The following is a 23,390-nucleotide window of genomic DNA, read 5'->3' on the forward strand; positions in this document are numbered from 1 at the left end:
CATCCGTGGCCACGGATGCGCCCCTCACTCGTATGAGTGACAACGAGGGGTGATCTGGCCCGATCCGGCCAGTCGGTCGACAGAATCAATCCGGCCGTAGGGGCCGATCCGACCACGGCCCGCGCGCTGAGCCGGGCCTGCGCCCCACACGCTGAACCGGGCCTTAGGGGGGCCGTCGGCATGATTCGAATCAAGCCCTGCGCGCCCCGCCGCAGCAGCTCCGGGGGCCATCGCACCGGGGCCCACCGCGGGGTGTGGCCCCGGCCGAAGGTGCCGGGGATCCGCTCCAGAGCGCAGCGGGGCGAGCCTCCTCCGGTGCCGACGACGTTCGAGCGGCCCCGGTGCCGCCGCGTCCGGCGCGCGCTCTCGCTCGGCCTGCCGACGGTGTGGGGCGCGGTCGCCATCACGTACAAACTGGTCTGCCCCCTCGCCCAGCAGAACGGCCTGGGCGCGCGGATCGTCACCAGTGCCGTCTTCTTCGCCGTCGGCACGGGGCTGATATTCCACGTGCGGCACGCGCTGCTGCGGGAGTTGCGGCAGATCAGGGAGGTCGCGGGCGCCGCCCAGAACGTGCTCCTGCGGCCGCTGCCGCCCCGCGTCGAGGGCCTCAGCCTCGCCGCGGGCCGCCTGTCCGCGTCCCACGGCGCCTCCGTGGGCGGCGATCTGTACGAGGTCGCGGCGACCGAACACGGGGTGCGGATCGTGATGGGGGACGTGCGCGGCCACGGGCTCGCCGCGATCGGCACCGTCGCCGCCGTGCTCGGCAGCTTCCGCGAGGCCGCCCACGACGAGCCCGAACTGCCGCAGGTGCTCCGGCGGTTGGAGCGGGCCCTGGCCCGGCATCTGCGGGAGCGCTCCCGCGCCGAGCACCCCGCGAGCGCCGCCGCGCCGCCGGACACCCCGCTCGCCGAGGAGTTCGTCACCGTCCTGCTGGTGGAAATCAGCCAGGAGGGCGAGGTGCGCGCGCTCAACTGCGGCCACCCGTGGCCCTACCGGCTGCGCGGCGGCGCCCAGGAGCTGCCCGGCGGTGACCCGCTGCCGCCGCTCGGCCCGTTCCCGCTGCCCGCCGACCTGCCCGTGCACCGCTGCGGCCGGCTGCTTCCGGGCGACGCGCTCGTGCTGCACACGGACGGCATGGAGGACGCGCGCAACACGGCGGGGCAGTTCTTCCCGCTGCGGTCCGTGCTCGGCGAGGCCGCCCGCTCCCAGCCGGTGTCGCCGCAGCGCGTGATCCAGGTCGTCTACACCCGGCTCCTGCGGCACATCGGCCGCCTGCCCACCGACGACGCCGCGCTGCTCGTCCTGCGCAACGACCGGAAAAGGGTCCCCAGACAGCAGACGGAGACCGGGCGGCGCGCCCGCACCATGAGCTGAACGCCGCCCGGCGTGGTGCGGCCCGCGCCGTCCGTGCCGTCGTGGAACTGCCGGGCAGACGACGGTCGTCCGGACGGCGCCGAAGAGGGGCCGCCGCACTGATTGAGGGGGAGCCGGCGGCCCGGCCGCCTCCTGGTGAGGGCCCTCAGTCAACCGACCTCGCGCCCCGCGCGGCAGAGCGCGCACCCCCCGGATGCGAGCACTCCGTTCACACGGGGTGTGAAGAGTGCTCCACTAGGCTGGGGCGCACCGAGCCACCGGAGGGCCTCCATGCAGCCCAACACCCTGCTCGACGCGATCCTCGACGAAGCCGGCATCTCGCACGCGGGCCTCGCCGCGCACGTCAACCAGGCAGGCAAGGCCAGAGGCCTGGCCCTGAGATACGAACACACCGCCGTGGCCCGCTGGTTGAAGGGCCAGCGCCCGCGCGGCCAGGTGCCGGACCTGATCTGCGAGGTGCTCGCGGCGCGACTGCAGCGCACGGTCACGCTCGACGACATCGGCCTCGGCGTACCGGGGCTCCCGGCCGCGCGGGGCGGCTCCATGGCCTCCACGCTCTCCGGGTTCGTCGAGCGCGCGACGGCGCTGTGGCGGTCGGACGAGCAGCAGCGCCCGCATCTGCTCGGCGCGCCCGCGGTGACCGGGACGCCTGCGGTGATGCCGGTGTGGGAGTGGGAGAACCCGCCGGAGGACGTGGACGTGTCGCGCGGCGGGCGCCACCCCGTCAGCATGGCGGACATCGAGATGCTGCGCGCGGCCCGCACGCACTACGAGCAGATGTACCGCAAGACTGGTGGCATCGCGACCCGCAGCCGCATCGTCGGCTTCCTCAACGCCGAGGCGGCGCCGCTCCTGCGCGGCGGCTACACCGACGCGACGGGGCGTCAGCTGCACCGCGCCACCGGCGGTCTGGTGGCCATCGCGGGCATCTGCGCCTACGACTCGGACGCGCACGGCCTCGCGCAGCGCTACTTCCACCAGGCCCTGCGCCTGGCGAAGGCCAGCGGGGACCGGGGGCTCGGCGGCTATGTGATCGCGCTGCTCGTCAACCAGTCGCTGTTCATGCGCGAGTACCGCCAGGCCGTCGCGTTCGCGGAGGCCGCCCTGCGCGCCGCCGGGCGCGACCTCACCCCGGCGCTCGCGTCCGACCTGTACGCGATGCAGGCCAAGGCGTACGCGCACCTGGGCGACGGCGGCAGCGCGCTGTCGTGCATCCGGCGTGCCGAGGTCGCGGCCGAGCGCATCCGGCGCGGGCGCGAACCGGACGAGACGGGCTATGTCCAGCCGGGCCTGGTGAACGTCCAGGTGGCGGAGGCACTGCTCAGCCTCGGCGATCTCACGGGAGCGCACGAGCACGCCGCGGCGGCGGTGGACACCCCGGCGCACGACCGAGGGCGCGTGCACCGGCTCGCCATGCTGAGCCAGATCGAGCTGCGCCAGGGCAACACCGACGAGGCCGTGGCCACGGCGGTGGAGATGGCGGAGCAGGCGCGGGGGATGGAGTCGCAGCGGCTCCGTGACCGGCTGCGCGCGGTGCGCGAGCACCTCGTGCGCAGCGACTGCGCGGGCACGGCCGAGGCCGCGGAACTCATCGACGGGGCGCTGCGCGTGCCGCTGTGACAGCGGGGGCGCAGTGCGGCGCGGACCTCCCCGACGGCGGGGTGCGGGGGCGGAATCACGCGTGACACGTGCTACTCCGCCCCGCCGTGCGCGGAGTGCTCTGATCACCCTCCTGCTGCGATATTGCCATCTACTCGGCGGAAGGTGGCAGAACCGTGCAGTGGACGAAACAGAGCGAACAAACTGTGTATGGAAACCGATGGTTCACCGTCAATCTCGCAGACGTGGAACTGCCGGACGGCCGGCACCTCGACCACTTCCTGATACGGCTCCGTCCCGTGGCCGTCGCCACGGTCGTCAACGAGGCCAACGAGGTGCTGCTCCTGTGGCGGCACCGCTTCATCACCGACAGCTGGGGCTGGGAACTCGCCGCGGGCGTCGTCGAGGACGGCGAGGACATCGCGTACGCGGCGGCCCGCGAGATGGAGGAGGAGACCGGCTGGCGACCGGGGCCCTTGCGGCACCTGATGAGTGTCGAGCCGTCCAACGGGCTCACGGACGCCCGGCACCACATCTACTGGTCGGACGAGGGGACCTACATCGGCCACCCCGAGGACGACTTCGAATCGGACCGGCGTGAGTGGGTCCCGCTCAAGCTCGTCCCCGACATGGTGGCCCGCGGGGAGGTCCCGGCCGCCAACATGGCGGCAGCACTCCTCTTGCTGCACCATTTGCGCCTCGGCCAGGACGCGGCCTAGCGGCCGAGTGCCTGCCAGACCGCCACGGCGAGTGCCCCGACCGCGGTGAGCGCCGCGAGCGTGGGCAGCGGCCAGCGCGTGTGCTCCAGGGCCGTGATCCGGCCGGTCAGGTCGTCCTGGTCCTTGGTGTGCTGGACGTCACGCTGGGTGAGTAACGCGAGCTGTCCGTCGACGCGGGCGAGGCCCACGTCCAGGCTGCGACGCAACTCCGCCAGTTCTTCCGGGACCACAGGGACCACAGGACGCTCGGGGTCGGTGGTCACGAGTCCGCTCCTTTCTGTAGTGGTCACATCCCCCCTGTGCGCACGGAAAGTCAACTCGCCTGGTGGTCGCGGCGGGAGCGTGTGCGCAGGGCATATGCGTGCCCGTACCGCACACGGTGTGCGTACGGCACGGACCCGGCACTCGGGGAGTGCCGGGTCCGTGAACTGGCCTGAAACTGACTTGAGTTCAGGCACGGAGCGTAGTTGCCCCTGCCGGGGTGCGGATCACGCGTACGTGTAGAAGCCCGAGCCGGACTTGCGGCCGAGGCGGCCCGCGTCGACCATCCGCTGGAGCAGCGGGGGAGCGGCGTACAGCGGCTCCTTGTACTCGGCGTACATCGAGTCCGCGACCGAGGCCACCGTGTCCAGGCCGATCAGGTCGGACAGCTTGAGCGGGCCCATCGGGTGGGCGCAGCCGAGCTCCATGCCGTTGTCGATGTCCTCGCGGGCCGCGATGCCCGACTCGAACATCCGGATCGCCGAGAGCAGATACGGGATGAGCAGCGCGTTCACCACGAAGCCCGAGCGGTCCTGGGCGCGGATGGAGTGCTTGCCGAGGACCTTCTCGGTGAACAGCTGGGCCCGGCTGAGCGTGCCCTCCGACGTGGTGAGCGCCGGGATCAGCTCGACGAGCTGCTGCACGGGCGCCGGGTTGAAGAAGTGGATGCCGATGACCTGGTCGGGCCGGGAGGTGGCCACGGCGAGCTTCACCAGGGGGATGGAGGAGGTGTTGGAGGCGAGGATCGCGTCCTGCCGCGTCACGACCTGGTCGAGCACCTGGAAGATCTCGGTCTTGACCTGCTCGTTCTCCACGACGGCCTCGATGACGAGGTCACGGTCGGCGAACTCGCCGAGGTCGGTGGTGAAGCTGAGCCGGGCGAGCGTCGCGTCCCGCTCCTCCTCGGAGATCTTGCCGCGCTCGGCCGCCTTGGTCAGGGAGTTGTGCAGGCGGGTGCGGCCGATCTCCAGGGCCTCACCGGTGGTCTCCGCGACCTTCACCTCGAGGCCCGAGCGGGCGCAGACCTCCGCGATCCCCGCGCCCATCTGGCCGCAGCCCACTACTCCGACGCGCGCAATGTCGGCCATGGAGTTGGTCACCTCGTGCCTTTCGCTCAGCTACAGGACGGGCAGGTCCCCCCGTACGGTGCCGGTGCCTGCCTCGCCGGTGAACGTTACTCCGCGCGTCGCGGTGCGCGGGGGTCCGGGTCGGGCATGCTGTCCCCGAACGGCCAGGGCTTGTCCGGGGTTTTCCAGGAACAGGGGACGGGATCATGAGGCGTATGTCACGTCGGGCCTTCACCGTGGCGGCGGCATCGGTGGCCGCGGGGCTCGCGACAGCCGGGGACGCGGCGGCACGGCCGGGGTCCAGACGCTGGGGGCGCGAGATGCGGGGCATGTGGGTGGCGACGGTCGTCAACATCGACTGGCCGTCGAAGCCGGGGCTGCCGGTGGAGCAGCAGCGCGCGGAGCTGATCGGCCATCTGGACACGGCGGTACGCCGCAAGCTGAACGCGGTGGTCCTCCAGGTGCGCCCGACGGCCGACGCGTTCTGGCCCTCGCGGCACGAGCCGTGGTCGGAGTGGCTCACGGGCACGCAGGGCAAGGACCCCGGCTGGGACCCGCTGGGCACGGCCGTCCGCGAGGCGCACTACCGGGACCTGGAGCTGCACGCCTGGTTCAACCCGTTCCGCGTCGCCATGCACGCCGACCCGAGCCGCCTTGTGCCCACCCACCCCGCGCGCGTGCACCCCGAGTGGGTCGTGCCGTACGGCGGGAAGCTGTTCTACAACCCGGGCCTGCCCGAGGTGCGGCGGTTCGTGCAGGAGGCGATGCTCGACGCCGTACGCCGCTACCCCCTGGACGCCGTGCACTGGGACGACTACTTCTACCCGTACCCGGTCGCCGGGCAGGTCTTCAACGACGACGACGCCTTCGCGCGGTACGGCGGCGGCTTCCCCGACCGGGCGTCGTGGCGGCGCGACAACATCGACCGCCTGGTGCGCGAGATGGGCGTCCGGGTGCGCAAGGCCCGCCCGGGCACGCAGTTCGGGATCAGCCCGTTCGGGGTGTGGCGCAACGCGGCCACCGACCCGACGGGCTCGGACACGCGCGCGGGCGTACAGACCTACGACGACCTGTACGCGGACACGCGCGGCTGGGTGAAGAAGCGCTGGATCGACTACATCTGCCCCCAGCTCTACTGGCACATCGGCCTGCCCGCGGCCGACTACGCCAAGCTCGTGCCCTGGTGGGACGACGTGGCCCGGGGCACGGGCGTCAGGCTCTACGTGGGGGAGGCGCTGTACAAGGCGGGTGACCCGGCGCAGCCCGCGCCGTGGCAGGACCCGGCCGAGCTGTCCCGCCACCTCACGTACGCCAAGGACTTCCCGCGGGTGCGCGGGCACGTCTTCTACTCGGCCAAGCACGTGGCCGCCGACAGGATCGGTGCGATGCAGCGGGTCGTGGACGACCACTACACGCGCCCGGCCCCGTAGCGGTGGGCCGGGTCCCCGCCGGGTGGTGCGCACCGCCCGGCGGGGGCGGTGCGCGCTAGTCGCCCTGGGAGGCGAAGGGCCGTACGACGGTGTCGGGGCCCGGTGACATCACCGTCTCGTGGCCGTCCTCGAACCGCACGCGGTACGGCGGGCCGCCGTCCGTGCCGAGAACCTCGATGACTTCCGCAGTCCGGTCGTGCTGGCCGACGATCCTGCCGTGGATCAACAGCCGGTCGCCCACGGATGCTTGCATGGGGAGTGACCTCCTCGTCCGCGTCGCGGTTGGTGGCGGTGCGTGGCCGTCAGTGTACGACCGGTGGCGTCCGTTGGGGCCTATCCGCGCGACCGTTGCGTCACGGCGATGCACACGAGGACGGCCACCGCCGCGAGCGGGGCCGCGGGCGTGAGGGTCTCGCCGAGCAGGAACACCGACCAGAGAAGCGTGAGCAGGGGCTGGGCGAGCTGGAGCTGGCTGGCCTTCGGGATGCCGATGGCGGCCATGCCGCGGTACCAGATGAGCAGGCCGAGGAACTGCGAGCCGATCGCGGAGTACAGCAGGCCCGCCGTGCTGTGCGCGGTGAGCGCGAACGGCTCGTGCGGCAGCGCGACCGCCGCGAGGGCCGCGTTGAGCGGCAGGCACAGGACCAGGGCCCAGCCGATGACCTGCCAGCCGGGCATGTGCCGGGCCAGGCGGCCGCCCTCGGTGTAGCCGGCGGCGCAGACGAGCAGGGACGCGAAGAGGTACAGATCCGCGGTCGACAGGGCGCCGCCGCTCTGCTGCACGGTGAACGCGACCACCGCGGCCGCGCCCGCGAGCGCCGCCGCCCAGAAGGAGCGCGAGGGCCGGGCACCGGTGCGCAGGGCCGAGAACACGGCGGTCGTCAGGGGGAGGAGGCCGACCACCACGGCCGCGTGCGCGGTGCTCGACGTCTGCAGGGCCAGCGACGTGAGCAGCGGGAAGCCCACCACCACGCCGCCCCCGACCACCGCGAGCCCGGCCCAGTGGGCGCGCGGCGGCAGCGGCACGCGCAGCGCGAGCAGACAGCCGCCCGCGACGATCCCGGCGAGCAGGCAGCGCAGGGCGACGAAGCTCCAGGGGCCGATGCCTTCGAGGCCCCAGGCGGTGGCGGGGAAGGTGAGCGAGAAGGCGACGACGCCGAGGGCGGCCTGGGCGGTGCCGCGGCGCCGGGCGCGGCGGCCCGGCTGCGCGGTCGCCCGGGTGCGGGGCGGGACCGCTATCGACTCTGCGGTAGTAGCGCTATCCTGTGTCCTCATGCATGAGCGTAGCAGTGTGGGTGAACTGGCACGACAGCTGCGGAGCGAGCTGGATCGCTACTCTCCAGGTGGAAAGCTGCCGTCGAGTCGAGTGCTGGTCGAGCGGTTCCGGGTGAGCCCGGTGACCGTGTCGCGGGCGCTCGCGCAGCTCGCCGCGGAGGGGCTTGTCGTCACGCGCCCCGGCGCCGGGGCCTTTAGGGCCGAGGCGCCGGGCACGGCCGCGACCACCCCGGTCGGCGACACGTCCTGGCAGGAGGTGACGCTCAGCGCGGACGCCGCCACCGACGTCGTGCCGCGCTCCGTCGACGCGCTCGGCGTCCTCACCACGCTCGCGGCGCCGCCGCCCGGCGTCATCGAGTTCAACGGCGGCTATCTGCACCCGACGCTCCAGCCCGAGCGGGCGATGGCGGCGGCCCTCGCGCGGGCGGGCCGCCGGCCCGGCGCCTGGGACCGGCCCCCGGTCGACGGCCTGCCCGAGCTGCGCGAGTGGTTCGCGCGCGGCATCGGCGGCGCCATCACCGCCGCGGAGGTCCTGATCGCCGCGGGCGGACAGAGCGCCCTGGCCACCACGCTGCGGGCGCTCGCCCCGCCCGGCGCCCCGGTGCTGCTCGAATCGCCCACCTACCCCGGCCTGCTCGCGATCGCGCGGGCCGCGGGCCTGCGGCCCGTGCCGGTGCCGGTGGACACCGACGGGGTGCGGCCCGACCTGCTCGCCGCCGCGTTCGAGGCGACCGGTGCCCGCGTGTTCGTCTGCCAGCCGCTGTTCCAGAACCCCACCGGCGCCGTGCTGTCCGCCGAGCGGCGCCCGGAGGTGCTGCGCATCGCCCGCGAGGCCGGGGCGTTCGTCGTCGAGGACGACTTCGTACGCCGCCTCGCGCACGACAGCGCGGGACCGCTGCCGCGCCCGCTGGCCTCCGACGACCAGGACGGCGTCGTCGTGCACGTCTGCTCGCTCACCAAGGCGACGTCGCCGAGCTTCCGGGTCAGCGCGCTCGCCGCGCGCGGCCCGGTCCTCGAGCGGCTGCGCGCCATCCAGGTCGTCGACCACTTCTTCGTACCGAGGCCGCTGCAGGAGGCCGCGCTCGAACTCGTCGGCTCACCGGCCTGGCCGCGCCATCTGCGCACGGTGGCGGGGGAGTTGAAGGAGCGCAAGGACGCCATGGCGGCCGCCCTTCGCCTGCACCTGCCCGAGCTCGCCCTGCCGCACATCCCCGCGGGCGGCTACCTGTTGTGGCTGCGCCTGCCCGACGGCATGGACGAACTCGCCCTGGCGGCGGCCGCGTTGCGCGCCGGAGTCGCCGTGGCGCCGGGCCGCCCGTACTTCGCGGCGGAGCCCCCGGCCGGTCACGTCCGCCTCAGCTTCGCGGCGCTCGCGGGCACGGCGGAGATCGCGGAGGGCGTGCGCAGGCTCCGCACGGCGTGTGACGAGGTGGCCGCATGACGACCGAGTACACGCTGCCCGCCGGGTACGAACTGTCCGCCGACCCCGGGAAGTGGATGGTGCTCGGCGCGCAGTGAGGCGCGGGGAGTGAGCCGCGGGGTGGCGGGGCGGTGGGACCCGGGCCAGGGGTTCAGGAGGCGCGGAGGTACTCCGTCGTCAGGAGCAGGTCCTTCGCGGGTCCCCTGACGCGCCAGCGCGTCCGCCAGCGGTCCTCGGCGGCCACCTCGAAGTCGCCCCGGTAGAGGTCCGCCGCGCACGGGTGGTCGGCGGTGTGCCGCCCCGTGCGCAGGTCGAGGCCGTGGAAGAAGCGACCGTCGGCGAAGCGCACGACGACGGTGCTTGCGGGCTCGCCCGGCAGGAACCGCAGGGTGCGCTCGGCGGGCCGCGCCACCCCCTGCCACGTGAAGGTGCCGGACTCCTGGTGCAGGAGCCCGGCACCGGGGACGGCCCCCTCGGACAGCGGCGTGAACCGTGTGGTCCCGCTGAAGCGCCCCTCCGCGGGACCGTCCCCGTCGGCCGCGAAGTCCCGTACCGACCGCTCCACCCGCCAGGTTCCCGCCAGGTACGCGAGGGCGTCCGGCACCGCGTGCGCGGTCACGGCGGCGGGCCGGTCGGGAAGGGGCATGACCGCAGCGTACGCGGCGCTCGGCGACGTATCGCCTGGTGGACGCCGGACGCCGGACGCCGGGCGCTCGGATCTCTGGATGTCTCCTCGTCTACTTGCTTACTCGTCTACTTGTCGACGACCGCGAGGCTGCCCTCGTCGTAGCGGGTCCCGGCGACGCCGCCCGCGGGGGCCGCCGCGTCGATCGCGGCGAGCTCGTCGGGGGTCAGGTCGAGGGTCGCGGCGGCCACGTTCTCCGCCAGGTACTTCTCGCGGCGCGTGCCGGGGATCGGCACCACGTCGTCGCCGCGGTGCTGCACCCAGGCGAGCGCGAGCTGGCCCGCGGTGACGCCCTTCTCGGCGGCGAGGGAGTTCAGGGTGTCCACGATGGCGAGGTTCCGCTCCAGGTTGCCGTCGGCGAACCGGGGCTGGGTGCGGCGCACGTCGTTCGCCTCCAGGCCGTCGACGGACGTGACCTTGCCGGTGAGGAAGCCGCGGCCGAGCGGCGAGAACGGCACGAGCCCGATGCCGAGCTCCCGGCACACCGGCGCGATCTCGTCCTCCAGGTCCCGCGTCCACAGCGACCACTCGCTCTGCAGCGCCGCGATGGGGTGCACGGCGTGGGCGCGCCGGATCGTGCGCGCGCTCGCCTCCGAGAGCCCGAGGTGGCGGACCTTGCCCGCCGCGACGAGCTCGGCCATCGCACCGACGGTCTCCTCGATCGGCACGTCCTGGTCGACGCGGTGCACGTAGTACAGGTCGATGTGGTCGACGCCGAGCCGCTTGAGCGAGGCGTCGCAGGCCTGGCGCACGTACGGGGCGTCGCCGCGGATCTCGGCGGGCTCGCCGAGCCGGTTGGCGAAGCCGAACTTGGTGGCGATCACGGCCTGCTCGCGCCGGTGCCCGGCGAGCGCGCGGCCGAGGAGCTCCTCGTTGTGCCCCGAGCCGTAGTAGTCGGACGTGTCGAAGAGGGTGACGCCGAGGTCGAGGGCGCGGTGGAGGGTCGCGGTCGACGCGGCGTCGTCCGACGAGCCGTAGCCGTGGCTCATCCCCATGCAGCCGAGTCCCTGGGCCGAGACCGTCAGGGCGCCGAGCTTGCGGGTGGGCAGGCCGGTCATGGTGGTACCTCCAGGTCGTGCGGGTCTTCAGGTCGAGCGGGATCTTCAGGTCGTGCGGTGATCTCGGTCGTGACCCTAGGAGTTGGAGTGCGCTCCAACGCAAGCGCGCCCCGCACCTGGGCGCGCAGCCAGCCGTGGCCGCAGTCCGCGGTGTGCCGCGGGTGCCAGGCCATGCTGAGCGTGAACTCCGGCACCTCCAGGGGCACGTCGAAGGAGCCGAGGCCGAGCGCGGCGAGCGAGGCGGTGTCGAGCGTGGGCGGCGCCAGGCACACCAGGTCGGTGCCGCGCACGCACAGCAGCGCGGCGGAGAAGGTCGGCAGCGTCGCCACCACCCGCCGGGACAGGCCGAGTTCGGCGAGCCGGACGTCGACCGGGCCCCGCGCGCGGCCGCGGCGCGAGACGCTCAGGTGGTCCGCCGCCGCGAACGCCGCCACGGTCACCGGGCCCGTCACGAGCGGATGGTCCGCCGCCGCGACCCCGACGACCGTGCCGCTGGTCAGCGGCTCCACGACGGTCTCCGGGTCCGTGTGGTCGACGACGCCGACCTCCAGGTCGACCCGCCCGTCCCGCAGCGCGCAGGTGCCCTCGAAGCTGTCCGGCAGGAACCGCAGCCGGACGCCCGGCGCCTCGCGCCGCACCGCCGCCGTGAGCGGGGCGACCAGGTCGGTCAGGACGGCGTCGCCCGCCTGGATCGCGAAGTCCCGCTGGAGGCCCGCCGGGTCCTGTGCGCCGCGCGGCGCGAGCACGGCGTGCGCCTGCCGCACCACGGCGCGCACGTCGGCGCGGAGTTCGAGCGCCCGGGGCGTGGGCACCAGGTCGCGGCCCGCGCGCACCAGGAGCGGATCGCCCACGACCCGGCGCAGCCGGGCGAGGGTGCGGCTCATCGCGGGCGCCGAGGTGTGCAGCTTCTCGGCGGCGCGCGTGACGCTGTGCGTCTCCAGGAGCGCGTCGAGCGCGACGAGCAGATTCATGTCCAGGGATTCCACGGCCGCCACGCCCCACCTCGATTGCTGCCGGTCACCGCCACCGATTGTCTCCAGTGAAACTACCCCTTGCCGAGCTTGCACTGGTGGTCATCCGGACGCCGTCCTAGCGTGGGACGCACGGCTCGCCGACGCCCGGAAGCGCGCGGCCGCACCCCTCAACTCCCTTGTGCGAGAGGACGATCGCGCCCATGACCCTGCCCGAACCCGCCGGTGCCCAGCTCGCGGTGCTCAGCCACAGCGGCCGCGCGCTGCACTTCCTCGACCTCGCGTCGGGGCACCGCACCGGGCTGCTCGGCATGCTGCCCGAGGCCCACGAGCTGTGCTTCGACCCGGACCGGCGGCTGCTCTACGCCAGCCACACCTACCGCTCGGGCCACTACCTCGAACACGGCGACGAGGGCCACGAGATCACCGTCGTCGACGTCGACGCGCGGAAGGTCGTCGACGTCGTCGACCTCGCACCCGAGCACGCGCCCCACGGCCTCAAGCTCGACCGCGCCGCGGGCGTGCTGTACATCAGCGTCGAGGAGGGGCCCGCGGGGCCCGGCGGGCTCGTCGCCCTGGACACCGCGACCCGCCTCGTGAAGCGCCGGTTCAGCGCCGAAGCGCCGGTGCCGCACTGGATGGCGGTCACCCCGGACGGCAGGAGGGCGTACACCGCCAACAAGTGCAGCTCGTACGTCTCCGTCGTCGACCTGGTGCGCGGCGGACCCGTGCGTCCTGTCCCGGTGGGCGGGAGCGAGGGCCTCGACGTGTCGCCGGACGGCTCGCGCGTGTACGTCGCCACTCCGGCCCTCGCGCTGCCGCCCGACCCGGACGCGGACTACGCGGTGCAGGTCGTCGACGCGCGCACCCAGACGGTCACGCACACCCTCCGCACCTCCCACGCCCCGAGCCCGGTCCACGTCACGCACGACGGCAAGCTCCTGGTCGGCCAGTGGCGGACGGCCCCCGAGGGGCGGGGCGTGCGCTTCGAGGCGGGCCTCCTCTCCGTGTACGACGCCTCGTCGCTCGCCCTGCTCGGCGAGGCGGAGGTGGCGCGCTCGCCCATCAACATCGTCTCCACGCCGGACGGTTCGACCGCCTTCGTGACGGGCCTGCACGCGCAGGAGGTGAGCGTCGTCGACCTGGCGGCGTACCGGGTCACGGGGACGCTGGACCTCGACCTGGGCGAGGAGGCGCCGGGCGGGGGAGTGACGCACCAGGGGGCGCACGGGCTCGCGTACATACCCGCGCCCGCGGCGTAGCCCCGCAACCGCCGCGGCCGCCTCAGTCGCCGTAGTCGGCTAGGAGAAGTGGTCCACCCCCGTGAGCTCGGCGGAGAGCCGCCAGAGCCGGGCCGCCGACGCCGGGTCCGTCGCCCACGGCTTGACGCCGCCGATGAGCATGTCGTCCGTGGTGGCGGGCTCGGCGATGTCGCAGTCCTGGCAGTACGCGCCCCCGTGGTCCGCGAGGAGCGGCGAGGTGGCGGCCCACACGGCCGTCGCCGCGCCCTGCGCGGGCGACTTGAAGCCGTCGGCGGGCTCGCCGTCCGGGCCGATCCAGCCCTGCGCGCGCTGCTCCTCGCGGGGGATATGGCGCTGGAGCGGGGTGAGGATGCTGCCGGGGTGCACGGCGAAGGCGCGCGGTCCGCGGTCGCCGGCGAGCGCGTCCAGGTGCCGGGCGAACAGGGCGTTCGCGGTCTTCGACTGGGCGTACGCGAGCCACCGGTCGTAGCCGCCGTGGAAGTGCGGGTCGTCCCAGCGGATGTCGGACAGGAAGTGCCCGGACGAGGCCACCGCGACGACCCGGGCGTGCGGCGCCGTCAGCGCGGGGGCGAGCCGGTTGACCAGGGCGTAGTGGCCGAGGTGGTTGACCGCGAAGTGGGCCTCCCAGCCGGGTCCCACCCGGGTCTCGGGGCAGGCCATGATGCCCGCGCCCGCGATCAGGACGTCCACCGTGCGCCCCGCGCGCAGCACCTCGTCGGCGAAGGCGCGGACGCTGTCGAGGTCCGCGAGGTCGAGAGCGGCCACCTCCGTGCCGGGCACCTCGCCCAGGGCCGTCCGTGCCGTCCCGGGGCGGCGGGCGGGGACGATCACATGGGCCCCGGCGCGGGCGAGGGCGCGGGTGGCCGCCAGGCCGAGGCCGGAGTACCCGCCGGTGACGAGCGCGGTCCTGCCCGTCAGGTCGATGCCGTCCAGGACGTCGTCGGCGGTGCTCCAGGCGCCGTATCCGGAACCGATCCCGCGCTGCGCGGCCGTCCGGGCACCTGCCGTGCCCGCCGTCGTGCCGTCTGTCGTGCCGTCTGTCTCAGTCGTCATGGCCGGGACGCTAGAACCTAGACTGCGATCTAGATCAAGCTCCGCGGTCGGCGAGGGGACGGGCCATGGCGGTGAGCGGTGCCGGCGGTGCCGGGATGTCCATCGGGGAGGTCGCCGAGGCGACCGGCCTGAGCGTGCACGCCCTGCGGTTCTTCGAGCGCGAGAAGCTGTTCCTGCGCCCGATCCCCCGCACCGGCGGCGGGCGGCGCGTGTACGAGCCCGCCGACGTGGAGTGGCTCGTCCTGTGCAACCGGCTGCGGGCGTCCGGGATGCCGATCGCGGAATTGCGGAGATTCGCCGGACTTGTCCGCTCCGGGTCGGGGAACGAGCCCGAACGCCTCGCCCTGCTCCAGGAGCACGAGCGCGCCGTCCGCGCCCGGATCGCCGAGCTCGACGCGAGCCTGGAGATCATCCACGGCAAGGTCGTGGCGTACGAGAAACACGTGCGCGAGGGCACGGCGGCCGGGGTGTGGGCGCCCGGGCCGTCCCGGTGACCGGACGCCGTCGCCGCGCCCGCGCACCGTGACCGGATAGCGACCGAGGGCCCTGTGAGCGACACCGCCCGCACGAGATATCTTGATGTCGAGCAATGTTGCAGACGTGGAGCGGAGCACCCGGTGACTGACTCGACCATCATCTATACGCACACTGACGAGGCCCCCGCCCTCGCGACGCATTCGTTCCTGCCCGTGATCCAGGCGTACGCGTCGACGGCCGGTGTCCGCGTCGAGACCCGTGACATCTCCCTGGCGGGCCGGATCATCGCGAGCTTCCCGGAGCGCCTGGAGCCGAGCCAGCGCATCGAGGACGCGCTGGCCGAGCTCGGCGAGCTGGCCAAGACGCCCGGGGCCAACATCATCAAGCTGCCGAACATCTCGGCGTCCATCCCGCAGCTGAAGGCCGCGATCGCCGAGCTGCAGGGGCAGGGCTACGCGCTGCCGGACTACCCGGACGACCCGAAGACCGACGAGGAGCGCGACGTCCGCGCCCGCTACGACAAGGTCAAGGGCTCCGCCGTCAACCCGGTCCTGCGCGAGGGCAACTCCGACCGCCGCGCCCCCGCGTCGGTCAAGAACTACGCCAAGGCCCACCCGCACCGCATGGGCGCCTGGACCGCCGAGTCGAAGACGAACGTCGCCACCATGGGCGAGAACGACTTCCGCTCCACGGAGAAGTCCGTGACCATCGCCGAGGCGGGCGCGCTCCGCATCGAGCTGGCGGGCGCCGACGGCACCACCACCGTCCTGAAGGACTCCGTGCCGGTCCTGGCCGGCGAGGTCGTGGACGCCTCCGTCCTGCACGTCGCCGCGCTGCGCGAGTTCCTGACCGCGCAGATCGCCCGCGCCAAGGCCGAGGGCGTCCTCTTCTCCGTCCACCTCAAGGCCACGATGATGAAGGTCTCCGACCCGATCATCTTCGGTCACGTGGTGCGCGCCTTCTTCCCGAAGACCTTCGCGAAGTACGGCGAGGTGCTCGTCGCCGCGGGTCTGTCCCCGAACGACGGGCTCGGCACCATCCTCAAGGGCCTGGACGGCGTGCCGCACCTGGGCGAGGAGATCAAGGCGTCCTTCGAGGCGGAGCTCCCCGAGGGCCCCGAGCTCGCCATGGTCGACTCGGACAAGGGCATCACCAACCTGCACGTCCCGAGCGACGTCATCGTCGACGCCTCGATGCCCGCGATGATCCGCACCTCCGGCCACATGTGGGGCCCGGACGGCCAGGAGGCCGACACCCTCGCGGTCCTGCCGGACTCCAGCTACGCCGGTGTCTACCAGGTCGTCATCGACGACTGCCGGGCCAACGGCGCCTTCGACCCGTCGACCATGGGCTCCGTGCCCAACGTCGGCCTCATGGCGCAGAAGGCCGAGGAGTACGGCAGCCACGACAAGACCTTCGAGATCCCGGCCGCGGGCACCGTCCGCCTCGTCGACGAGAAGGGCAACGTGGTCCTGGAGCAGGAGGTCGCCGAGGGCGACATCTTCCGCGCCTGCCAGGCCAAGGACGCCCCGATCAAGGACTGGGTCAAGCTCGCCGTCACGCGCGCCCGCGCCACCGGCGACCCGGCCGTGTTCTGGCTGGACGAGGGCCGCGCCCACGACGCCCAGCTGATCAAGAAGGTCGAGCAGTACCTGCCGGAGTTCGACACCGAGGGCCTGGACATCAGGATCCTGTCCCCGGTCGAGGCCACCAAGCTCTCCGTCGAGCGCATCCGCCAGGGCCTGAACACCATCTCGGTCACCGGCAACGTCCTGCGTGACTACCTGACCGACCTGTTCCCGATCCTGGAGCTGGGCACCAGCGCCAAGATGCTGTCGGTCGTCCCGCTGATGGCGGGCGGCGGCCTCTTCGAGACGGGCGCCGGCGGCTCCGCCCCGAAGCACGTCCAGCAGCTCGTCAAGGAGAACTACCTGCGCTGGGACAGCCTGGGTGAGTTCTTCGCGCTCGCGGCCAGCTTCGAGCACCTGGCCACCACCACGGGCAACGCCCGCGCCCAGGTCCTCGCCGACACCCTCGACCGCGCGACGGCGACCTTCCTCAACGAGGACAAGTCGCCGACCCGCCGCGTCGGTGGCATCGACAACCGCGGCAGCCACTTCTACCTGGCCCTGTACTGGGCGCAGGAGCTGGCCAAGCAGACGGACGACACGCAGCTCGCGGAGGCGTTCGCGGCCCTGGCCAAGACGCTGACCGAGCAGGAGCAGGCCATCGTCGACGAGCTGATCGCGGTCCAGGGCTCCCCGGCCGACATCGGCGGCTACTACCAGCCGGACGTCACCAAGGCCGCGGCGGTCATGCGCCCGTCGGCGACCCTCAACAAGGCGATCGCCTCGCTCGCCTGACGCTGAGCCCCACGGGCACGCGCACCCCCCGCCCCGGTCGGCAGCCGCCGACCGGGGCGGTCGTGTCTCGGTCGCGGGGCGGCGGCGCTGCCCCGGTCAGCCAACTCTGGCTGTTCCTCCGGCCCGGTGCCACGATTTCCCCAGCTCGTCGGCTCAGGGGGGCCTCCATGGCAACCGGGGCGGCACGAGATCCGCATTGCATAAACGTGCGGCGGATTGTATATTCATGCCATTCACGAGGAGGAGTCCATGACGGTAAGCGCAGCGGTGGCGGGGGCGAGCGGGTACGCGGGCGGGGAGCTGCTCCGCATCCTGGTCGGCCACCCCGAGGTCGAGATCGGCACGCTCACCGCCCACGCGAACGCGGGCCAGCCCCTCGGCGCGCTCCAGCCGCACCTGACGCCGCTCGCCGAGCGCGTCCTCGAACCGACCAGCGCCGAGACCCTCGCCGGGCACGACGTCGTCTTCCTCGCCCTGCCGCACGGCCAGTCCGCCGCCGTCGCCGAGCAACTCGGCCCGGACGTCCTGGTCGTCGACATGGGCGCCGACTTCCGGCTGAAGGACGCGGCGGACTGGGAGCGGTTCTACGGCAGCGAGCACGCCGGGACCTGGCCCTACGGCCTGCCCGAACTGCCGGGCGGCCGCGCCGCCCTGGCGGGCACCAAGCGCATCGCGGTGCCCGGCTGCTACCCGACGGCCGTCTCCCTCGCCCTCTTCCCGGCGTACGGGGCGGGGCTCGTCGAGGACGAAGCGGTGATCGTCGCGGCGTCCGGCACCTCGGGCGCGGGCAAGGCGCCCAAGCCGCATCTGCTCGGCTCCGAGGTGATGGGCTCCATGTCGCCGTACGGCGTCGGCGGCACGCACCGGCACACGCCCGAGATGATCCAGAACCTGAGCGCCGCCGCGGGCACCCGCGTCAGCGTCTCCTTCACGCCGACGCTCGCCCCCATGCCGCGCGGCATCCTCGCCACGTGCAGCGCCAAGGCCAAGCCGGGCGTCACCCCGGAGTCCGTGCGGGCCGCGTACGAGAAGGCCTTCGCCGACGAGCCGTTCGTGCGGCTGCTCCCGGAGGGCCAGTGGCCCGCCACGGCGTCCGTGTACGGCTCCAACTCCGTACAGCTCCAGGTCGCCCACGACACCGCCTCCGGGCGCGTGATCGTGATCAGCGCGATCGACAACCTGACCAAGGGCACCGCGGGCGGCGCGGTGCAGAGCATGAACATCGCCCTCGGCCTCCCTGAGGACCTGGGGCTCCCCACCACCGGACTCGCTCCCTGAGCGAGCGGTACAGCAACCCGTACAGAGACCCGTACGCGGACAAGGAGAGACAGTGAGTGTCACGGCAGCCAGTGGGTTCCGGGCGGCGGGCGTCGCCGCCGGGATCAAGGCCAACGGCAACCCGGACCTGGCCCTCGTGGTCAACGACGGACCCCGCACCGCCGCCGCCGGGGTCTTCACCTCCAACCGCGTGAAGGCCGCGCCCGTCCTGTGGTCCGAGCAGGTCCTCAAGGGCGGACAGGTCGCGGCCGTCGTCCTGAACTCGGGCGGCGCCAACGCCTGCACGGGCCCGCGGGGCTTCCAGGACACCCACGCCACCGCCGAGAAGGCGGCGGAGGTCCTCGGTGTGAACGCGGCCGAAGTCGCCGTCGCCTCGACGGGCCTGATCGGCGTCACGCTGCCCATGGACAAGCTCCTGCCGGGCGTCGGCGCGGCCGCGGACGCCCTGTCCGCGCACGGCGGCGAGAAGGCCGCCATCGCCATCAAGACGACGGACAGCGTGCACAAGACGGCGGTCGTCGAGGGCGACGGCTGGACCGTCGGCGGCATGGCCAAGGGCGCGGGCATGCTCGCGCCCGGCCTCGCCACCATGCTCGTCGTCCTCACCACCGACGCCGACCTGCCCGCCGCCGACCTCGACAAGGCCCTGCGCGAGGCCACCCGGCTCACGTTCGACCGGGTCGACTCCGACGGCTGCATGTCCACCAACGACACGGTGCTGCTTCTCGCCTCCGGCGCCGCCGGGGTCACGCCCGGCCAGGCGGAGTTCGCCGAGGCGGTCCGCGCCGTCTGCGACGACCTCGCCCGGCAGCTCATCGGCGACGCCGAGGGCGCGAGCAAGGACATCCGCATCGAGGTCGTGGGCGCCGCGACCGAGGACGACGCCGTCGAGGTGGGCCGCTCCATCGCCCGCAACAACCTCCTGAAGTGCGCCATCCACGGCGAGGACCCCAACTGGGGCCGGGTGCTCTCCGCGATCGGCACCACCTCCGCGGCCTTCGAGCCCGACCGCCTGAACGTCGCCATCAACGACGTCTGGGTGTGCAGGAACGGCTCGGTCGGCGAGGACCGCGACCTCGTCGACATGCGCTACCGCGAAGTGCGGATCACCGCCGACCTGGCCGCCGGGGCCGAGTCCGCGGTCATCTGGGCCAACGACCTGACCGCCGACTACGTCCACGAGAACAGCGCGTACTCCTCGTAGCGCGTACGCCCTGCTCCCCGTGCGTGCTCCTCCCCGTACGCACGTCTCCACCAGGAAAGCCCCATGAGCACCCGCAAGCACACCGCACTCCCCAAGGCCGAGATCCTCATCGAGGCGCTGCCCTGGCTGACCCGGCACCGCGGCAAAACCGTCGTCATCAAGTTCGGCGGCAACGCCATGGTCGACGACGAGCTGAAGGCCGCCTTCGCCCAGGACGTCGTCTTCCTGCACCACGCGGGCCTCAGACCCGTCGTCGTGCACGGCGGCGGCCCGCAGATCAGCGCGCAGCTCGACAAGCAGGGCCTGGTCAGCGAGTTCAAGGCGGGCCTGCGGGTCACCACGCCCGAGGCGATGGACGTCGTCCGCATGGTCCTCGCCGGGCAGGTGCAGCGCGAACTCGTGGGGCTGCTCAACGAGCACGGCCCGCTGGCCGTGGGCCTCACCGGCGAGGACGCGCACACCATCACCGCGACCCGGCACCGCCCGCTCATCGACGGCGAGCCCGTCGACATCGGCCAGGTCGGCGAGGTCACCCGGATCGACACCGGCGCCGTGGAGGCGCTGCTCGCCGACGGCCGCATCCCGGTGGTCTCCTCCATCGCCCGCTCCCAGAACGAAGGTGGCCCGGGCCATGTCTACAACGTCAATGCTGATACGGCGGCTGCGGCACTCGCTGCGGCGCTTGGTGCCGAGACGCTGATGGTCCTCACCGACGTCGAGGGCCTGTACGAGGACTGGCCGCACAGCGACGAGGTCATCAGCCGGCTGACCGCGGGCGAACTGGAGAAGCTCATCCCCGAGCTGTCCAGCGGCATGGTGCCGAAGATGCGGGGCTGTCTGCACGCGGTGCGGAACGGTGTCCAGACGGCCCGCGTCATCGACGGGCGCGTCCCGCACTCGATCCTGCTTGAGATTTTCACCGACGACGGAATCGGCACGATGGTCGTGCCCGACGAGCTGACCGAGGGAGACCCGGCATGACGTCCAACCACGAGCTGACCCGGCGCTGGCAGGGCGCGCTCATGGACAACTACGGCACCCCGCGGATCCCGCTGGTGCGCGGCGCGGGCAGCACGCTCTGGGACGCCGACGGCAACGCCTACGTCGACTTCGTCGGCGGCATCGCGGTGAACGCGCTCGGCCACGGGCACCCGGCCGTCGTCGAGGCCGTGTCCCGGCAGATCGCCTCCCTCGGCCATGTCTCCAACCTCTTCATGGCCGAGCCGCCCATCACGCTCGCGGAGCGGCTGCTCGCCCTCTTCGGCCGCGCCGGCCGCGTGTACTTCTGCAACTCGGGCGCGGAGGCCAACGAGGGCGCCTTCAAGATCGGCCGGCTCACGGGCCGCTCGCACATGGTCGCGACCCACGGCGGCTTCCACGGCCGCACCATGGGCGCCCTCGCCCTGACCGGGCAGCCCGGCAAGCAGCAGCCGTTCGTGCCGCTGCCCGGCGACGTCACGCACGTGCCGTACGGCGACGTGGCGGCCCTGCGCGCGGCGGTCACCGAGGACACGGCCTTCGTGATCATCGAGCCGATCCAGGGCGAGAACGGCGTCGTCGTACCGCCCGCCGGGTACCTGAAGGCGGCCCGCGACATCACCCGCGCCACGGGCACCCTGCTCGTCCTCGACGAGGTGCAGACCGGAATCGGCCGTACCGGCCACTGGTTCGCGCACCTCGCCGAGGAGGACGTGCTCCCCGACGTCGTCACGCTCGCGAAGGGCATCGGCGGCGGCCTGCCGCTCGGCGCCACCGTCGCCTTCGACGCGGCCGCCGACCTGCTGAAGCCGGGTCAGCACGGCACGACGTTCGGCGGGAACCCGGTCGCCTGCGCCGCCGGGCTCGCGGTCCTCGACACGATCGCCGCCGAAGGCCTGCTCGACAACACCAAGCGGGCCGGCGAGAAGCTGAGGGCCGGAATCGAGTCGGCGGGCCACCGACTGGTCTCCCATGTCAGGGGCGCGGGCCTCCTGCTGGGTATGGTGCTCACGGAGCCGCTGGCCGCGCAGGTGCAGCGGGCGGCTCAGGACGCCGGACTCCTGGTCAACGCGCCCGCCCCCGATGTCGTACGGCTCATGCCGCCGCTGAACGTGCGCGACACCGAGGTGGACGCCTTCCTCCAGGCCCTGCCCGGCGTCCTGGACCGGGCCGCGGCCGCGGCGAACGGGGACGGACGATCCGGAGAATGAGACGACGATGAGCCACGCGCAGCGCAACGAGCGAGGGGAGCGAGGGGAGCACGCCGGTCCCGCCGTGCCGCAGACCCGCACCGCACGGCACCGCCGGATCGTGGACATCCTCAACCGGCAGCCGGTGCGCTCCCAGAGCCAGCTGGCCAAGCTCCTCGCCGACGACGGCCTCTCGGTCACCCAGGCCACGCTCTCCCGCGACCTGGACGAGCTGAACGCCGTCAAGATCCGCAACGCCGAGGGCGACCTCATCTACGCCGTACCGAGCGAGGGCGGCTTCCGCACCCCGCGCGCCCCGCTCGGCGAGTCGGCGAAGGAGGAGCGGATGCGCCGCCTCTCCGCGGAGCTCCTGATCTCCGCGGAGGCGTCGGCGAACCTGGTCGTCCTGCGCACCCCGCCGGGCGCCGCCCAGTTCCTCGCCTCCGCGATCGACCAGGCCGAACTGCACGACATCCTGGGGACGATCGCGGGCGACGACACGGTGATGCTTATCAGCAGGGATGCGACGGGTGGGCAGGCGTTGGCCGATCACTTGCTGCGGTTGGCGTCCAACGAGTGAGTTGTCCCGTGGTCCTGGGTGGGCCTCTTCATCGGCCTTCGGCCTCGTCCTCAAACGCCGGACGGGCTGGATTCCCTGCGGCCGGTCCGGCTTCTGCCGCTCGGTGGGACATCCACGCCGCCACCGCCGCCCCCGACACGTTGTGCCAGACCGAGAACACCGCTGCGGGGAGGGCCGCCAGGGGGCTGAAGTGGGCGCTTGCCAGGGACGCGGCCAGGCCTGAGTTCTGCATGCCGACCTCGAAGGCCATCGCGCGGGACGCGGGGGCGCCGAGGCGGGCCAGGCGGCCGGCGCCGTAGCCGAGCGCCAGGCCGAGGCCGTTGTGCAGGACCACCGCCACCAGGACGAGCGCGGCCGCCGACTTGATGGCCGCCGCGCTGCCCGCGACGACCACGGTGACGATGACGGCGATGGTCACGGCCGACAGCCACGGCAGCGCGCCGAGCGCCCGGTCCACGTACCGGCCCAGGAACAGCCGTACCAGCAGGCCCGCGACGACCGGGAGCAGCACCGTCTTGAGGATGTCCGTCACCATCGAGCCCGCGTCGACCGGCAGGTACTCGCCCGCGAGCAGCAGCGTCAGCGGTGGCGTGACGAGCGGTGCGAGCACCGTGGAGACGGTGGCGACGGACACCGAGAGGGCCACGTCGCCGCGCGCGAGATAGGTCACGACGTTCGACGCCGTGCCGCTCGGGGCGCAGCCGACGAGGATGACCCCGGCCGCCAACTGGGGCGACAGGTCGAGGGCGTGGGCGATGAGCCAGCCGAGGCCCGGCATGATGACGTAGTGGGCGACCAGGCCCAGGGCGACGGCCCAGGGGCGCTGCGCGACGCCCTTGAAGTCCTGCGGCGTCATCGTGAGCCCCATGCAGAACATCACGACGCCGAGCAGATACGGCACGCCCGGCTTCCAGTCCGCGAACCCGCCGGGGAACGCGAGCCCGACCGCGCCCGCGGCGAGCACGAGCACGGGGAAGACGGTCACGGCGCGGCGGGCGGCCCGGTCCGCGGGGTTCATGGCGCCGGTGGACGCGGGTCCCGGCGCCGTCTGTTCGGTGTGCACCCGGCGATGCAACGTCCGCGGGCGGTGGGCACGCAACCCCCGTCTCGGTATGTGGTCGCTACAGCTACATAGGGCGCGCGCCG

Annotated in this window: 22 protein-coding genes; 13 read left to right on the top strand and 9 right to left on the bottom strand. The window is 73.1% G+C overall.

Going from position 1 to position 23,390, the window contains the following annotated elements:
• The first annotated feature begins 384 nt into the window (after window positions 1-384).
• The 3 genes from ACFWZ5_RS23485 (at window position 385) to ACFWZ5_RS23495 (ending at window position 3,692) form a co-directional block, all read left to right on the top strand.
• The gene (locus tag ACFWZ5_RS23485; protein ID WP_384800396.1) at window positions 385-1,374 is read left to right on the top strand and encodes a PP2C family protein-serine/threonine phosphatase; all 990 of its coding nucleotides are present in this window, start codon (window positions 385-387) and stop codon (window positions 1,372-1,374) included.
• 270 nt (window positions 1,375-1,644) lie between these two features.
• The gene (locus tag ACFWZ5_RS23490; protein WP_384800345.1) at window positions 1,645-2,994 is read left to right on the top strand and encodes a transcriptional regulator; all 1,350 of its coding nucleotides are present in this window, start codon (window positions 1,645-1,647) and stop codon (window positions 2,992-2,994) included.
• Between the two features lie 155 nt (window positions 2,995-3,149).
• On the top strand, window positions 3,150-3,692 hold the full coding sequence (locus ACFWZ5_RS23495; protein WP_384800348.1) for an NUDIX hydrolase: 543 nt from the start codon (window positions 3,150-3,152) through the stop codon (window positions 3,690-3,692).
• Here the strand turns inward: ACFWZ5_RS23495 and ACFWZ5_RS23500 are convergent.
• Together ACFWZ5_RS23500 and ACFWZ5_RS23505 are read right to left on the bottom strand one after the other, a co-directional pair.
• Window positions 3,689-3,955 (bottom strand): hypothetical protein, encoded by a 267-nt coding sequence (locus tag ACFWZ5_RS23500; RefSeq protein WP_384800351.1) that lies wholly within the window; start codon window positions 3,953-3,955, stop codon window positions 3,689-3,691. The genes ACFWZ5_RS23495 and ACFWZ5_RS23500 overlap by 4 nt on opposite strands.
• A 225-nt stretch (window positions 3,956-4,180) precedes the next feature.
• Window positions 4,181-5,041 carry a 3-hydroxybutyryl-CoA dehydrogenase gene (locus ACFWZ5_RS23505; protein ID WP_384800354.1) on the bottom strand — a complete coding sequence of 287 codons (861 nt, stop codon included), beginning with the start codon at window positions 5,039-5,041 and terminating at the stop codon, window positions 4,181-4,183.
• A 185-nt stretch (window positions 5,042-5,226) separates the two neighbouring features.
• Between ACFWZ5_RS23505 and ACFWZ5_RS23510 the strand changes: the two genes are divergently transcribed.
• Complete coding sequence (locus ACFWZ5_RS23510; RefSeq protein WP_384800357.1) at window positions 5,227-6,450, top strand: glycoside hydrolase family 10 protein; 1,224 nt, start codon at window positions 5,227-5,229, stop codon at window positions 6,448-6,450.
• Window positions 6,451-6,505: 55 nt separating this feature from the next.
• Here ACFWZ5_RS23510 and ACFWZ5_RS23515 read toward each other — a convergent pair whose 3' ends face one another.
• Together ACFWZ5_RS23515 and ACFWZ5_RS23520 are read right to left on the bottom strand one after the other, a co-directional pair.
• Window positions 6,506-6,703 (bottom strand): DUF1918 domain-containing protein, encoded by a 198-nt coding sequence (locus ACFWZ5_RS23515; protein ID WP_384800360.1) that lies wholly within the window; start codon window positions 6,701-6,703, stop codon window positions 6,506-6,508.
• Between the two features lie 80 nt (window positions 6,704-6,783).
• Complete coding sequence (locus ACFWZ5_RS23520; RefSeq protein ID WP_384800363.1) at window positions 6,784-7,725, bottom strand: DMT family transporter; 942 nt, start codon at window positions 7,723-7,725, stop codon at window positions 6,784-6,786.
• On the opposite strand from ACFWZ5_RS23520, the gene ACFWZ5_RS23525 reads away from it, so the two are divergent.
• Window positions 7,724-9,166, top strand: a complete 1,443-nt coding sequence (locus tag ACFWZ5_RS23525; RefSeq protein ID WP_384800366.1) for a PLP-dependent aminotransferase family protein — start codon at window positions 7,724-7,726, stop codon at window positions 9,164-9,166. The two genes, ACFWZ5_RS23520 and ACFWZ5_RS23525, sit on opposite strands and share 2 nt — an antisense overlap.
• Before the next feature lie 130 nt (window positions 9,167-9,296).
• On the opposite strand, the gene ACFWZ5_RS23530 is transcribed toward ACFWZ5_RS23525, so the two are convergent.
• The 3 genes from ACFWZ5_RS23530 to ACFWZ5_RS23540 all read right to left on the bottom strand — a co-directional run bounded on the left by ACFWZ5_RS23530 (window position 9,297) and on the right by ACFWZ5_RS23540 (window position 11,883).
• Window positions 9,297-9,791: a DUF6314 family protein gene (locus tag ACFWZ5_RS23530; protein ID WP_384800369.1), complete on the bottom strand. Its 495-nt coding sequence runs from the start codon at window positions 9,789-9,791 to the stop codon at window positions 9,297-9,299.
• A gap of 107 nt (window positions 9,792-9,898) precedes the next feature.
• Window positions 9,899-10,888: an aldo/keto reductase gene (locus ACFWZ5_RS23535; protein WP_384800372.1), complete on the bottom strand. Its 990-nt coding sequence runs from the start codon at window positions 10,886-10,888 to the stop codon at window positions 9,899-9,901.
• Window positions 10,885-11,883, bottom strand: coding sequence for a LysR family transcriptional regulator (locus ACFWZ5_RS23540; protein ID WP_384800375.1), 999 nt, complete (start codon window positions 11,881-11,883; stop codon window positions 10,885-10,887). Before ACFWZ5_RS23540 ends, ACFWZ5_RS23535 begins: the two co-directional genes overlap by 4 nt.
• Window positions 11,884-12,062: 179 nt before the next feature.
• Between ACFWZ5_RS23540 and ACFWZ5_RS23545 the strand changes: the two genes are divergently transcribed.
• Window positions 12,063-13,121 carry a YncE family protein gene (locus tag ACFWZ5_RS23545; protein ID WP_384800378.1) on the top strand — a complete coding sequence of 353 codons (1,059 nt, stop codon included), beginning with the start codon at window positions 12,063-12,065 and terminating at the stop codon, window positions 13,119-13,121.
• A gap of 39 nt (window positions 13,122-13,160) precedes the next feature.
• Here the strand turns inward: ACFWZ5_RS23545 and ACFWZ5_RS23550 are convergent, their stop codons facing one another.
• Window positions 13,161-14,174 carry an oxidoreductase gene (locus ACFWZ5_RS23550; RefSeq protein WP_384800381.1) on the bottom strand — a complete coding sequence of 338 codons (1,014 nt, stop codon included), beginning with the start codon at window positions 14,172-14,174 and terminating at the stop codon, window positions 13,161-13,163.
• A 65-nt stretch (window positions 14,175-14,239) separates the two neighbouring features.
• On the opposite strand from ACFWZ5_RS23550, the gene ACFWZ5_RS23555 reads away from it, so the two are divergent.
• From ACFWZ5_RS23555 to ACFWZ5_RS23585, 7 genes are all read left to right on the top strand, one after another.
• Window positions 14,240-14,668, top strand: coding sequence for a MerR family transcriptional regulator (locus ACFWZ5_RS23555; protein WP_384800384.1), 429 nt, complete (start codon window positions 14,240-14,242; stop codon window positions 14,666-14,668).
• Between the two features lie 123 nt (window positions 14,669-14,791).
• On the top strand, window positions 14,792-17,014 hold the full coding sequence (locus tag ACFWZ5_RS23560) for an NADP-dependent isocitrate dehydrogenase (RefSeq protein WP_384800387.1): 2,223 nt from the start codon (window positions 14,792-14,794) through the stop codon (window positions 17,012-17,014).
• Window positions 17,015-17,263: 249 nt separating this feature from the next.
• The gene (argC, locus tag ACFWZ5_RS23565) at window positions 17,264-18,292 is read left to right on the top strand and encodes an N-acetyl-gamma-glutamyl-phosphate reductase (protein ID WP_384800390.1); all 1,029 of its coding nucleotides are present in this window, start codon (window positions 17,264-17,266) and stop codon (window positions 18,290-18,292) included.
• A 52-nt stretch (window positions 18,293-18,344) separates the two neighbouring features.
• The gene (gene argJ / locus ACFWZ5_RS23570; protein ID WP_384891257.1) at window positions 18,345-19,496 is read left to right on the top strand and encodes a bifunctional glutamate N-acetyltransferase/amino-acid acetyltransferase ArgJ; all 1,152 of its coding nucleotides are present in this window, start codon (window positions 18,345-18,347) and stop codon (window positions 19,494-19,496) included.
• Window positions 19,497-19,559: 63 nt separating this feature from the next.
• Complete coding sequence (gene argB / locus ACFWZ5_RS23575; RefSeq protein ID WP_384796343.1) at window positions 19,560-20,477, top strand: acetylglutamate kinase; 918 nt, start codon at window positions 19,560-19,562, stop codon at window positions 20,475-20,477.
• Complete coding sequence (locus tag ACFWZ5_RS23580; protein ID WP_384796340.1) at window positions 20,474-21,685, top strand: acetylornithine transaminase; 1,212 nt, start codon at window positions 20,474-20,476, stop codon at window positions 21,683-21,685. Before argB ends, ACFWZ5_RS23580 begins: the two co-directional genes overlap by 4 nt.
• Before the next feature lie 7 nt (window positions 21,686-21,692).
• Window positions 21,693-22,244 (top strand): arginine repressor, encoded by a 552-nt coding sequence (locus ACFWZ5_RS23585; RefSeq protein ID WP_384796338.1) that lies wholly within the window; start codon window positions 21,693-21,695, stop codon window positions 22,242-22,244.
• Between the two features lie 28 nt (window positions 22,245-22,272).
• Here ACFWZ5_RS23585 and ACFWZ5_RS23590 read toward each other — a convergent pair whose 3' ends face one another.
• A complete protein-coding gene (locus tag ACFWZ5_RS23590; protein WP_384796349.1) occupies window positions 22,273-23,262 on the bottom strand; it encodes a bile acid:sodium symporter family protein in 990 nt (329 codons plus the stop codon).
• Window positions 23,263-23,390: the final 128 nt, after the last annotated feature.

The sequence above is a fragment of the Streptomyces sp. NPDC059003 genome, from assembly GCF_042740445.1.
Classification (GTDB): domain Bacteria; phylum Actinomycetota; class Actinomycetes; order Streptomycetales; family Streptomycetaceae; genus Streptomyces.